The 12,732-nt window shown below is 68.9% G+C and carries 11 protein-coding genes; 5 read left to right on the forward strand and 6 right to left on the reverse strand.

The features are described 5' to 3' along the window. Positions 1–12: 12 nt before the first annotated feature. Entirely contained in the window at positions 13–1,368 is a 1,356-nt protein-coding gene (locus tag ACFQGL_RS12955; RefSeq protein WP_377510563.1) for an FAD-dependent oxidoreductase, read from the reverse strand. Between the two features lie 225 nt (positions 1,369–1,593). Here ACFQGL_RS12955 and ACFQGL_RS12960 point away from each other — a divergent pair, with 225 nt between their 5' ends. Then, positions 1,594–2,853: a glycoside hydrolase domain-containing protein gene (locus tag ACFQGL_RS12960; RefSeq protein WP_377510566.1), complete on the forward strand. Its 1,260-nt coding sequence runs from the start codon at positions 1,594–1,596 to the stop codon at positions 2,851–2,853. An 11-nt stretch (positions 2,854–2,864) separates the two neighbouring features. Here the strand turns inward: ACFQGL_RS12960 and ACFQGL_RS12965 are convergent, their stop codons facing one another. The 4 genes from ACFQGL_RS12965 to ACFQGL_RS12980 are packed head-to-tail and all read right to left on the reverse strand — an operon-like array spanning position 2,865 to position 5,008. After that, the gene (locus ACFQGL_RS12965; protein ID WP_377510569.1) at positions 2,865–3,311 is read right to left on the reverse strand and encodes a hypothetical protein; all 447 of its coding nucleotides are present in this window, start codon (positions 3,309–3,311) and stop codon (positions 2,865–2,867) included. 33 nt (positions 3,312–3,344) lie between these two features. Continuing rightward, positions 3,345–3,962: a hypothetical protein gene (locus tag ACFQGL_RS12970; protein WP_377510571.1), complete on the reverse strand. Its 618-nt coding sequence runs from the start codon at positions 3,960–3,962 to the stop codon at positions 3,345–3,347. A 10-nt stretch (positions 3,963–3,972) separates the two neighbouring features. After that, positions 3,973–4,674 (reverse strand): WXG100 family type VII secretion target, encoded by a 702-nt coding sequence (locus ACFQGL_RS12975; RefSeq protein ID WP_377510574.1) that lies wholly within the window; start codon positions 4,672–4,674, stop codon positions 3,973–3,975. 10 nt (positions 4,675–4,684) lie between these two features. Beyond that, on the reverse strand, positions 4,685–5,008 hold the full coding sequence (locus ACFQGL_RS12980) for a hypothetical protein (RefSeq protein ID WP_377510577.1): 324 nt from the start codon (positions 5,006–5,008) through the stop codon (positions 4,685–4,687). A gap of 363 nt (positions 5,009–5,371) precedes the next feature. On the opposite strand from ACFQGL_RS12980, the gene ACFQGL_RS12985 reads away from it, so the two are divergent. Further along, the gene (locus ACFQGL_RS12985) at positions 5,372–6,265 is read left to right on the forward strand and encodes an SGNH/GDSL hydrolase family protein (protein WP_377510580.1); all 894 of its coding nucleotides are present in this window, start codon (positions 5,372–5,374) and stop codon (positions 6,263–6,265) included. 92 nt (positions 6,266–6,357) lie between these two features. Here the strand turns inward: ACFQGL_RS12985 and ACFQGL_RS12990 are convergent, their stop codons facing one another. Continuing rightward, the gene (locus ACFQGL_RS12990; RefSeq protein ID WP_377510583.1) at positions 6,358–6,975 is read right to left on the reverse strand and encodes a dihydrofolate reductase family protein; all 618 of its coding nucleotides are present in this window, start codon (positions 6,973–6,975) and stop codon (positions 6,358–6,360) included. 207 nt (positions 6,976–7,182) lie between these two features. Here ACFQGL_RS12990 and ACFQGL_RS12995 point away from each other — a divergent pair, with 207 nt between their 5' ends. The 3 genes from ACFQGL_RS12995 to ACFQGL_RS13005 all read left to right on the forward strand — a co-directional run bounded on the left by ACFQGL_RS12995 (position 7,183) and on the right by ACFQGL_RS13005 (position 12,676). After that, on the forward strand, positions 7,183–7,593 hold the full coding sequence (locus ACFQGL_RS12995; protein ID WP_377510586.1) for a hypothetical protein: 411 nt from the start codon (positions 7,183–7,185) through the stop codon (positions 7,591–7,593). Between the two features lie 200 nt (positions 7,594–7,793). Next, positions 7,794–10,937 (forward strand): GH92 family glycosyl hydrolase, encoded by a 3,144-nt coding sequence (locus ACFQGL_RS13000; protein ID WP_377510589.1) that lies wholly within the window; start codon positions 7,794–7,796, stop codon positions 10,935–10,937. Positions 10,938–11,125: 188 nt separating this feature from the next. After that, on the forward strand, positions 11,126–12,676 hold the full coding sequence (locus tag ACFQGL_RS13005) for a ricin-type beta-trefoil lectin domain protein (protein WP_377510592.1): 1,551 nt from the start codon (positions 11,126–11,128) through the stop codon (positions 12,674–12,676). Positions 12,677–12,732: the final 56 nt, after the last annotated feature.

Raw genomic sequence — 12,732 nt, forward strand, 5'->3', positions numbered from 1 at the left:
CATGCGTCTGGTCTACCGCGCGCTCCGCGGGTTGCTGATCTCGATCATTTCGTCGCGAGGTACGACCTTGACCCGCTTGCGACCCTGCGGGCGGCCAAGGTCGACCTCGTGTCGGTCCAACCTCTGCCAGCCCGCCCAGGTGGTGTGATCGAGGTTCCGGCGACCGAGGTAGGTGAGCACGTCGGCCGGGTCGGGGTGGGTGGCGGCTGGCAGGGTGTGCAGGTCGGCCAGCAGGCTGGTGATCGTCTCGTTCGCGTCCTTCTTCGTGTGGCCGATCAGGCCGACCGGGCCGCGCTTGATCCAGCCCGTCACGTACCGCCCGGGGATCTGGTTGCCGTCGAGGTCCAACACCCGGCCGGCGGCGTGCGGGATGGTCCCCGTCGCGGGGTCGAACGGCAGGTCCGCGATCGGACGGCTGAGATAGCCGATCGCGCGGTAGACCGCCTGTACGTCCCAGTCGGTGAACTCGCCGGTGCCGCGTACCCAGCCGTCGCCGGTCAGTTGCTGCGTCTCGGTGCGCAGGCCCGTCACCCGGTCCGCGCCCAGGATCGCCACCGGCGCCTGTAGGAAGTGCAGGTGCAGGCGGCGGGTACGACCGCGAGGCTCGCGCGCCACCCAGTTCTGCAGGATGTCCACGCACATCTTGACCGACCGTCGGGCACGGATCGTGGCCAGGCTCGCCTCGTCGAACTCCATGCCCTCGGGATGGACGACGACCTCCACGTTCGGCGACTCGTCGAGTTCCCGGAGTTCCTGCGGGGTGAACTTGACCTGCCCGGGGCCGCGCCGGGAGAACACGTGCACGTCGGTCACCGGGCTGGTCAGGAGCCGCCGATGGACGTTGTCCGGGATGTCGGTCTCGAGCAGTTCGTCGGCGGTCTTCGCGAGGATCCGGGCGACGTCCACCGCGACGTTTCCCGCTCCGATGACGGCCACCCTGGAGGCGGTCATCGGCCAGTCGCGCGGGGCGTCGGGGTGCCCGTCGTACCAGGAGACGAAGTCGGCGGCGCCGAAGCTACCGGGCAGGCCGACCCCGGGGACGCTCAGGTCGCGGTCCCGGTCGGCGCCGGTGGCGATGACGGTCGCGTCGTAGAACGGGTCGAGCTCCTCCGGCTTCACGTCCATGCCGTAGTCGACGTTGCCGATGAACCGGATCCGGGGGTTGTCCAGCACCTGGTGCAGCGCGGTGACGATCTCCTTGATCCGCGGATGGTCGGGTGCCACGCCGTACCGGATCAGACCGTACGGCGTCGGCAGCCGGTCGAAGATGTCCACCGTGGCCGCCTCGGCGGCCTTGGTGAGGATGTCGGCGGCGTAGATGCCGGCCGGCCCGGCACCGACGATGGCGACCCGCACAGGGCGATCCATGGCGTGTTCCTCTGCTCCTTGGCGCCGCTCGGCGACGCACTCACGCACCACACGCTAGAACCTCAACCTAACTTCAGGTCAATGCAAGATCCAGCGACCCTGGTCACAGGCCACCGGAGCCACCGACCACCGCGAGCCGCACCCCTATTGCTGATCATCAATTCATGCTAGAAATCCTTCGTGCCGCCCGTTCACCGGAAAAGTTTTCTTCAACCGGAGGCCGCGATGAGAAACCGTGTCGGATGGCTGGCGGGTCTCACCGTCGCCGCAGCTCTGGTGGCACCGGCGGACTCGATCGCCGCGGCCGCGCCACCCCCGCGAGCCTCGACCGCGATGACGCCGGTGGCCATCGGCCCACAACCCGGCACCTTCACCGGCCGGGGGTTCGACACCTGCACCGCCCCGTCGCAGGCGGCGATGAACGCGTGGCGGGCCAGCTCGCCCTACGGCGCGATCGGCATCTACATCAGCGGCGGCAGCCGCTCCTGCGCCCAACCCAACCTCACCGCGACCTGGGTGGCCAACCAGACCAGCAACGGGTGGCGGCTGCTCCCCATCGAGTTGGGATACCAGGCGCCGTGCGGCACCCGTACGCCGAAGATGTCCGCCGACCCCAGCACCGCCCGGTCGCAGGGCGTCTCCGCCGCGAACAGCGCCGCGAGTGCCGCCCAGGCACTGGGCATCGGTAGCGCGAGCACCATCTACAACGACATCGAGCAGTACCCGTCGAGCGCGTCCTGCCGAGCCGCCGTGCTGTCGTTCCTGTCCGGCTGGGTCGAGCAACTGCACGTACGCGGCTATCTCGCCGGGATGTACTCCAGCGGTTCGTCCGGCATCAAGGACGTCTGCGACGCGTACGACAATCCGAGCTACACCCGACTCGACCAGATCTGGATCGCCTGGTGGAACGGGGTGGCCGACACCCAGGCCGGAAGTTACTGCGCCGACGCCCACTACGCGAACCAGCAACGCCTGCACCAGTACGCCGGCAACGTCACCGAGACGTGGGGCGGGGTGACGATGAACATCGACCGCAACTACCTCGACGTGCGATTGGCGCAGACCCCGCCGCAGCAGTGGAGCACGACCATCGACAACAACACCGCGGGCGGGTTCACGGCGAGCACCGGCTGGGGCACGTCGGCCTACTCCGGTCAACGGTTCGGCACCGACTACCGGTTCAGCAGTCCGGTGTCGTCCAGTGACGTCGCCTGGTTCCGGTCAACCATTCCGGCGAGTGGAAGCTACGAGATCTCGGTGTGGTACCCGGCCGACGCCGGCTACAACGACCAGACGCCATATCTCGTGGCGACCACCACCGGGAACCGGCCCGTGTCCGTCAACCAGCGGATCAACGGTGGCCGGTGGGTCTCGATCGGCGTGTTCACCCTGGCGGCGGGCACGGGCAACACGGTCGGTGTGAGCCGCTGGACCGGTGGCACCGGGTTGGTGGTCGCCGACGCCGTGCGGATCACCCGGGTCTGAACTCGTTCGCGCTACTGGTCGTATCGACGGGTGACGCCGGCGGTCAACTCCGCGTTGGCGATCATGCGGGTGACCTCGATGGGCAGCGCGCGGATCTCAGTCGCCACAACCTCGAAGGGGTCGACGACACCGGCGCCGGCCACGGGCTGGTCGACCGCGAGCACGTACCGGAAACCCCGGGGCGAGTTCGGGGCCTCCCGGACGACCCAGCTCGCCGCGTGATTCCTGATCATGAACTCCGCGAGGAACGACGCGAGGTCGGTGTGCAGCGTGACCCAGTCGTCCTGTTCGAACTGGCTGAGCGGGAGCTCGGACAGGTATGCCTGCAGGTACGGCACCAGCGCGAACGGGTCGCCGGCGAGCGCCTGCGCGGGGGCGTTCAACTCCTTGGCGAACTCCTCGAAGTTCTGATGCGATTCACTCGCCCACGTCGGCAGTTCGTCCCGCGCTTCAGCCAAACCATTGCCACTCATTGCGTTCCCGTCATTCACTTAATGATATTCGAGGAAAATAATACCAGCCTTGGCCAGATAGTCCCGCAGCTCCTGTGACGGCCCGGCGTTGAGAAATGCCCAGCGCGGATCGTAGTTCGGATCCGATCTGCGGAGCGCGACATCCTTGTTGATCTGCTCCCTGATATGGGAACTGAGCGGCACCTCGACCTGGTGTGTCACATTTTGCCCCGGTGCGACCTCGACCGTTCGGTACTGCTGGTACATCTTTACCTCGACCGCAACGGTGCGGCCGTTCGACTCGACGGGCACGTCCACCTTCCGCCCGCCGGTCGTGCTCACCGGGAAATCGGGATCCGAGTTGGTCGCCACCGGATAATGCGATTCGGAACCGCCGCCGTACATTTCGCGGACGTACTCCTCAGCGCGTTGCCACCGCTTTCTCTTGTCCTTGGTATTGCGTATCTGGCTGAGCGTGCGGCTGGTGCTGCCCGGCGGTAGGGCACGCTGCGAGGGCGGGCGGCCCAAATTGGCGGCCTGCCCGGTGATGTCCTGTGCGTGGGAAAGGCTCTGGGCGTCGCCGGAGGGGACCCGCCGAGGCGAACCAGAGCTGTCGGTGTCGCCGTGGGGTTTCGGCGTCCCGGGTGGTTTGGCCATCGCCCTCGCCCTAACCGTTCAACAGCCGGGTGAGGTTGGTGAGGCTCATGATCAATGCGCCGATGAAGGTCACGATCCGCCCGGCCCACTTGACCACGGCTGCCGCGATCTGCGTCGCGATCACCGGGATCGTGACGACGAAGATCGCCTCGACCGCCCACACGATGACGCGCGCGACCAGGTCGGCGATGAGGTCGCGCACGATTTCGCGGGTGAACGTCACCAGGTCTCCGGCCGCCCGCGTGGCCTCCGCCATCGCGACCGAGATGGTGCCGAGCCCGCCCAACGCGTCGAAGTTGTTGGCCATCAGGCTGTGATAGGCGTCGGAGGCCTGACCCTGCCAGCTCGGCATGTCCGAACCGAGTGCCGCCCGCAGGTCGTCCGCCATCCGGTACAGCGCCTCGGCCATGTTGTTCCAGGTGGCCGCGTGTGAGGCGACGACGTCGGGCATGCCGGTCAACTCGTCGAGCATCTGCCGTAACGGCTCGAAGTATTCCATCGCCCAGCCGAGCCCGTTGGCCAGCAGCGCGCTGAACGGGTCCATCACGGTTGCGGCGACCTCCACGCCGAGGCCGGCGCCGGCCAGCAGGTCGTCGACCCAGCCTCTGCTGTGGATGGCGTCGACCATTCCCTGGATGCCCTCGCCCATCGACGAGCCGGTCCAGGCCCTGCGGCTCGACACGACGTCCGCGATCAGTGAGCCGTCGGTCATTGCCCCCCACTCACCCCGGATCCAACTGGTTGCCCAGCTTGCCCATCATGGCGTTGTTGTCGCCCTCGACGGCGTCGTAGGCCTCACCGGTGCGGTACAGGCCGTCGACGACCAGCCAGAGGTTCTCCTCGACGTACGCGATCAGCTCGTCCTGGCGGGTGTGTCTGCCCTCCAGGATCCCGGCGATCCACCCGCACAGCAGCCCGTACGCCCGATCGTCCTGCTTGATGTGCGCGCTGGCGGCTTTGATCGCGTCGAACTGCTCCCGCAACGCCTCGATCTTGCGCGCGTGCGCGCGGATCTCGTCGGTGTCGACCCGCAGACCGTCTGCCACGACCTCACCACCACTGCCGTGGCTGGTCGTCCGGCCCGCCTCGCGCTGGGTCGACCCGCTGGCGTGGACCCCGTAGGAAACCCGCGTCCACGACCCTCCTGTCCAGACCGACGCGCCGCTCGTCGCGATGACCTTGGCGCCCGGGAAGGCTACCGCAGCCCTCCGCCACCGGACTGCCCCGGAGGTTGCACCGCGAGCCGCGCCGCCAGAGTGGCGACCGAGGCCCTGCTTCGAGCTCGCCCCGAGCAGCCCCGATCCACAGCCCCGACCAGCAAAGAATGAGTGCCATCTATATTGACGCCTGGCGTCGGTGCCGACAGAATCTCGGCACCACCACCACCATGATCCCGTCTGGGAGGCGCCATGACCCGTCCCCGCCTGCCGCTCCTGCGGGCAGCCACCCGGTTGGCTGCTCTCGCCGCGGCGACCGTCGGCGTGCTGCTCACCGTCACCACACCCGCGAACGCCGCCGTGCCGGCCGGACGCTACGTCGCGCTGGGTGACTCGTACACGGCTGGTCCGCTGATCCCCACCCAGGTCGACCTGAACTGCCTACGCTCCAACCGCAACTACCCGTCCCTGGTCGCAGCGTCGGCCGGCTCGTCGCCGTTCGTCGACGTGAGCTGCTCGGGGGCCACCACCGACGACATCCTCTATCCCGGCAGCGGAACCCTGGGCATCGCGGTGCCACCGCAGCTCAGCGCGGTCACGTCGAACACGGCGCTGGTGACGGTGCAGATCGGCGGCAACGACATCGGGTTCTCCGGCATCATCGGCGACTGCGCGGAGGCGAGCCTCAGCAGCCCGCTCGGATCGCCGTGCAAGGACCGGTACACCGCCGGAGGGACCGACCAGTTGCAGGCCAGGATCGCCGCCGCCGCGCCGAAGGTCACCGCCGTGCTACAGGCGGTCCGCCAGGCCGCGCCGGGCGCACGGATCGTGGTGCTCGGATACCCGGCGATCCTCCCGGACACCGGCTACGGCTGCTGGCCCGTGGTCCCGATCGCCTACCAGGACGTGCCATATCTGCGGACCATCGAGAAGTCGCTGAACGCGACACTGGCGCGCACCGCGGCGGCGAACGGCGCCACCTACGCGGACGTCTACACCCCGTCCATCGGGCGCGACGCGTGCAAGAGCAGCGGCACGCGGTGGGTCGAGGGACTGGTGCCGCAGAACTCGGCCGCCCCGTTCCACCCGAACGCCCGTGGCGAACAGGGCATGGCCACGGCTCTGCTGGCCACGCTGAACAGCTGACCAGACTTCACACTGGCCCGAGCTGGCTCCGCCGCGGCGCGGCGGAGCCAGCTCGACGCTTCCGAGAGCGCCCCGGGACCGCCGACGGTCCGCTAGGCGTTCGTGCCGGGAACCTGGCCCTTCACGTCGTCGTAGCCGACCTGGCCCGGTGCCGCGCTGGGCGCGTAGATCACGCGGAGCACGCCCGTCGGGAACGCCTCGGTGGCCGTCACCTTCAGGTGGTACGCCGTGTCGCCCTCGTCGAACAGCTTGCGGCCCTTGCGCGCCGCTACCGGATGCACCAGCAGGCGCAGCTCGTCGACCAGCCCCGCGGCGAGCAGTTGCTGCACCACGGAGATCGACCCGGGGATGAGGATGCCCCGGACGCCGGCATCGGCCTTGAGCGCGGTGACCGCACCGACGAGATCACCCTCGATCAGCTCGGAGTTGCGCCAGGAGAACTCCAGCGGCTGGCGCGAGGCGACGACCTTGCGCATGTCCCCGAGTTGCTTGGCGAACGGTGCGTCCTCCCCACCCGCGGCCTCACGGTCGGGCCAGGCTCCGGCGAAGCTGTCGTACGTCTCGCGGCCGATGAGCAGGACGTCGGCGGTCTCATAGTCTTCGGTGACGGCGCGACCCATGTTCTCGTCGAAGTACGGGAAGTGCCAGTCGGGGTCGATCTCGGCCACACCATCGGCCGAGATGAACAGCGTCGAAATGACCTTCGCCATCGCGGTGATCCCTTCGAGTCGGGTGGTGTCGGTGGATAGACCGGCGCATCATCCCAGACTCGTCGGCCAGCCACCGGTCCGTACGCACGGACAGTTCGGCGTTTCGCGCTCGTCGCGCTGCCGTCCGCACGTTCGCACCGGGGTGTGACATTTCGGGGCAGCGCGGTCCGGCGGCCACGGTGGCGGGGCTTCGACACGATGAGAGACATGGCTGATGTCGGCAACTACCAAGGCCGGCGGCTCTGGAATGCGACCGTCACGGCATTCGCGGTCCTGGACAGGTATGGCTTTCGAGTGGGTGCGGCGCGCCTGGAATGGGAGAGAGGCGCTGACGTCGTCGTGGCCAACGCGACGGTCACCATCACCGTCCAGGCGGACTGGTTGGAACGTGAGCTCGTGGTGTGGGTGCAGGTCGCCGGAGCACGTCCCATGCGTGTCGAACAGCTGATCCCCGACTTTCCCGGGCTCCGAAGACTTCCTCGGAGCCCGACGCGCGGTGTGCTGCAGCGCCGCCTCGGACGCGTCGCGCAGGCCCTCCAGGTGCACGCGCCAGAAATTCTCCAGGGCGGTCAACGAGCGCTCGCCCGCGTTCTGGACGCCGGCGGCGAGGTGGCATAGAGGACCCGGGCCGGTCAGTCGACCCGCGGGCTGCCGGTCCGACCGCGCTTGAGTTCGAAGAAGCCCGGCGTACCGGAGACCAGCACCGAACGACGCATTGACAGGCGTCTTTTCGAGGGCTAGACATCAGTCGACATCGTTCGATGACAACGATGTCAGGAGCCACCCCCCGCGCGCGCCTCCGAAGGAGGAACCCCGCCATGCTCCGACCAGGCCCGTCCCGTCTGCTCAGCCTGCTGGCCACCGCCCTCACCGGCACGTCCCTGCTCATCGCGGTCGCCGCACCCGCCACGGCCGCACCCCTGAGCCTCACCGGGTACGTGAACCCGTTCATCGGCACCGACGACAGCAACGCTCCCAACCCCGTCCCGGGCGGCGCCGGCGGCAGTACCGTTCCCGGACCGGTGCAGCCCTTCGGCATGGTCCAGCTCAGCCCGGACACGCCAACCGCGGCACCTTCGGGCTACCGGTTCGGTGACAACCAGATCGAGGAGTTCAGCCTCACCCATTTCAACGGCGCGGGCTGCTCCAACAACGAGGACCTCGGCATCCTGCCGATCACCGGCGCGATCGGCGCCTCACCGGGCACTTCCTGGACGTCCTACCGCGCCACCCAGGACAAGAGCCAGGAACAGGCCCGTCCCGGCTTCTACCAGGCGGTGCTCAGCAACTACGGCAACACCAAGGTCGAGGCGTCGGCCACCACGCGTACGGCAGCCCTGCGCCTGACCTACCCGTCGACCAACGCGGCACGCGTGCTGATCAACACCAGTCGCAGCGCGACCGGCAGCCGGAACGGCTCGGTCGCGATCAGCGGCTCCACGGTGACCGGAAGCGTCACCGGCGGTGGCTTCTGTGGCAACAGCAGGACGTACCAGATCTTCTACCGGATGGAGTTCGACCGCGCCCCCACCGGCGTCGGCACCTGGCTCGGCGGCACCGTGAGCGCTGGTTCCTCCACCACCAGCGGCACCAACTCCGGCGGCTATCTGACCTTCGACACGTCCAGCAACCCGGTCGTACAGGTCAAGATCGGCATTTCGTTCGTCAGCCAGGCGGGCGCCCAGGCCAACCTCGCCAGCGAGCAGTCCGGCTTCGGGTTCACCACGGTACGGACCAACGCCGACGCGCAGTGGAACGCGATCCTCAACCGCGTGCAGGCCACCGGTGGGTCCGTCGCCGACCTGCAGAAGTTCTACACCGCGCTCTACCGCGTCCTGATCAACCCCAACGTTTCCAACGACGTCAACGGGCAGTACCGCGGCTTCGACAACGCCATCCACACCGCCAGCCATCCCGTGTACCAGAACTACTCCGGGTGGGACATCTACCGATCGTGGTCGGCGCTGATCGCGTTCATCGCGCCGGTGGAGGCCTCGGACATCGCAAAGTCGATGGTGCTCGACGGCCAGCAGGGCGGCCTGCTGCCCAAGTGGTCGCACAACACCAACGAGGCGTTCGTGATGACCGGCGATCCCGGTCCGATCGTCGTCGACAGCCTCTACCAGTTCGGCGCCCGTGACTTCGACACCGCGGCCGCTCTCGCCCTGATGGAGAAGAGCTCCAACGGTGGCACCACCCAGGGCAACCCGATCCGTGGTCGGCAGAGCGGCTACGTGCAGCGGCAGTACATCGACGGTGACCCGTCCGACTCGTTGGAGTACTCGGCGAGCGACTTCGCCGTCGCCCAGTTCGCCCGGGCCCTGGGCGACACCGCGAAGTACAACACCCACATGACGCGCGCCCAGTGGTGGCGCAACGTCTTCAACACCGAGTCGAGCTACGTCCACCGGCGCAACGCCGACGGCACCTGGCCCTGGCCACTCGACCCGGCCAACCAGTCCGGCTACGTCGAGGGCAACGCGGCGCAGTACACCTGGATGATCCCGTACAACTTCGCCGGCCTGATCAACCTGATGGGCGGCCGGCAGACCGCCATCCAGCGGTTGGACCACCACTTCACCCAGACGAACGGCGGCCAGTCGCAGCCGTACTTCTACATCGGCAACGAGCCGGAGCACGGCGTGCCATGGGCGTACCACTTCGCGGCGGCCCCGGCCGGCACCAGTGCGGCGGTTCGACGGGTGATGAACGAGTCGTTCACCACCGGCGCCGGCGGCCTGCCCGGCAACGACGACCTCGGCGCCACCTCAGCCTGGTACGTCTGGGCGGCGCTGGGCATGTATCCGCCCACCCCGGGAGCGGACACGCTCGCGCTGCACGGCCCGCTCTTCCCGTCGATCCTCGTCGACCGGCCGAGCGGTGACGTCCAGATCAACGGCACCAACGCCGGACCATCCGCGCAGTACGTGCAGAGCCTGTCGGTCAACGGCACGGCCACGCAGCGCACCTGGCTGCGGTACGGCGACATCGCGGGCGGGGCCACCCTGTCGTACAGCATGGGCGGTTCGCCGTCGTCCTGGGGCACCAACCCGGCCAACGTACCCCCGTCGTTCACCGACGGGTCCACCCCGCCGCCCGCCGCGCCCGAACTGGGCGCCAACCTGGCCGCCGGCAAGCCAGCCACCGGATCCGCACCGTGCGGTGCGACCGAGGGCCCGGAGAAGGCCTTCGACAGCAAGCTCGGCAGCACCAGCAAGTGGTGCTCCCTCGCGGCCGGCACCAAGGTTCTCCAGGTCGACCTGGGTTCCAACCAGAACGTCGGGTCCTTCGTCGTGAAACACGCCGGCCTCGGTGGCGAGAACACCGCCTGGAACACCGGCGCGTTCACCATCCAGACCAGCACCGACGCCAGCACCTGGACCACCCGGACGACCGTCTCCGGCAACCGCGCCAGCCGCACGTACCATCCGATCTCGACGGTGTCGGCCCGCTACGTCCGCCTCAACGTCACCACACCCGCCAACGACGGGAACGGCGCGGCGCGGATCGACGAGTTCGAGGTGTACGGGGGCAGCGGCCCGACCAACCTGGCGCTCAACCGGCCGGCCACCGCCGACTCCCAGTGCGCGAGCACCGAAGGACCGGAGAAGGCCGTCAACGGCAGCACGTCCGGCGGCGTCTCCGACAAGTGGTGCTCGCTGGGTGGCACCAAGTTCCTCCGGGTCGACCTGGGCGCCAGCCACACCATCGGGTCCGTCACCGTGCGCCACGCCGGGGCCGGCGGTGAGGACAGCGCCTGGAACACGCGGGACTTCGACCTGCAGGTGTCGCCGGACGGCTCTGCCTGGACGACCGTGGCGCAGGTGCGGGGCAACACCGCCAACGTCAGCACCCATCAGCTGACGGCCAGCGGCAGGTACCTGCGACTGAACGTCCTCACCCCGACGCAGACCACCGACCAGGCGGCCCGCGTCTTCGAGCTGGAGGTCTACGGCAGCTGACGCGGTTCGGGCGGCCGTCGGAGCCCGGACGGCCGCCCGAACCCTGCCAACCACCGCAGGAGATTGACACACGTCTACGTACGGGCCAGACTCGAATGACGAGAGAGCGCTCTCTCCCCCGTCCCGGCACCTCCTCCACCACCGCCGCTCCGCTGTCGACACGCGGCCGGGAGCTGGAAGGACTCACCATGAACCGTTCATCGAAGACGCTCGGCGTGGCCGCCGTGGTGCTCGCCGTACTCGGTCTCACACCGACCGTCGGCCACGCCGCCCCGGGGCCGCCTCCGACCACTCCGGCCGCAGCACCCGGCCGGGACATGGATCCCGGGATGGTCGCCGCCATGCGGCGGGATCTGCACCTCACCGACGCCCAGATCGACCGGCGGGTGCGGGTCGAGGCGGCCGCGCCCGCCGTCGAGAGGCGGCTCCGCGAACGGCTCGGCACGGCCTTCGCCGGCGCCTGGATCCCGCCGGGCGGCAACCGCCTGACCGTCGCGGTCACCGACACGTCCGCTCTCCACGTGGTACGCGTCGAGGGCGCCGACGGCACGGTGGTCTCGCACAGCGAGAGGCAGCTCAACGCCACACTCACGGCGCTCGACCGGCGCGGCGCCACAGCCGGTCGGAGCGTCCACGGCTGGTACGTCGACGTCCCGACCAACCGCGTCGTCGTGACGGTACGGCCCGGTGGCGAGCAGGCGGCCCGGTCGTTCGCCCGCGACAGTGGTGTCGCCGCCGACGCCGTCACCGTCGTCGAGACCCCCGAAGCTCCCCGGCCGCTGTACGACATCCGTGGCGGCGACCAGTACGTCATCAACGGCAACACGCTCTGCTCCGTCGGCTTCGCGGTTGTCGGCGGGTTCGTCAGCGCCGGACACTGCGGCGGCACCGGCAGCCCGACGCTCGGCTACAACAACGTCGCACAGGGCAGCTTCGCCGGCTCGTCCTTCCCCGGAAACGACTACTCGTGGATCCGCACCAACGCCTCGTGGACCCCACAGCCGTGGGTCAACAACTACTCCGGCGGCAACGTGACGGTGGCGGGCTCGCAGGACGCCGCGATCGGCAGCTCGGTCTGCCGGTCGGGCCGTACGACCGGCTGGCGCTGCGGCACGATTCTGGGCCGCAACGAGACGATCAACTACGCCCAGGGTGCCGTCTCCGGCCTGAGCCGCAGCAACGCGTGCGCCGAGCCCGGAGACTCCGGCGGCTCGTGGATCTCGGGCAACCAGGCCCAGGGGGTGACCTCGGGCGGGTCCGGCAACTGCAGCTCCGGTGCCACCATGTGGTTCCAGCCGGTCAACGAGATCCTCAGCACGTACGGTCTCAGCCTGGTCACCACCGGCGGCGGTGGTGGGAGCACCCGCTTGATCAGCAACTGGAACAACAAGTGCATCGACGTGCCCTCGTCCAACTTCTCCGACGGCGTACCGCTGCAGACCTGGGGATGCAATGGAACCGCCGCCCAGGCGTGGACGTTCACGGGCGGCGCGCTGCGCACCCAGAACAACAAGTGCATGGACGTCGCCGGCGGGTCCACCGCCAGCGGAACGGTGGTCCAGCTCTGGTCCTGCAACGGCACGGGTGCCCAGCAGTTCGTCCTCTCGGCGGCCGGCGACCTGGTCAATCCGCAGGCCAACAAGTGCGTCGACATCGACGGCTGGAACGGCAACGACGGCGCCCGGCTGATCATCTGGGATTGCGCCGGCACCGCCAACCAGAAGTGGCGCGCCGGCTGAGGAGGCCGTGCGCCACAGGTCCGCGCGAGGGCGGTGGGGGTGCGACCCACCGCCCT

It is taken from the genome of Micromonospora vulcania (assembly GCF_042658605.1).
In the GTDB taxonomy this organism is placed as follows: domain Bacteria; phylum Actinomycetota; class Actinomycetes; order Mycobacteriales; family Micromonosporaceae; genus Micromonospora; species Micromonospora vulcania.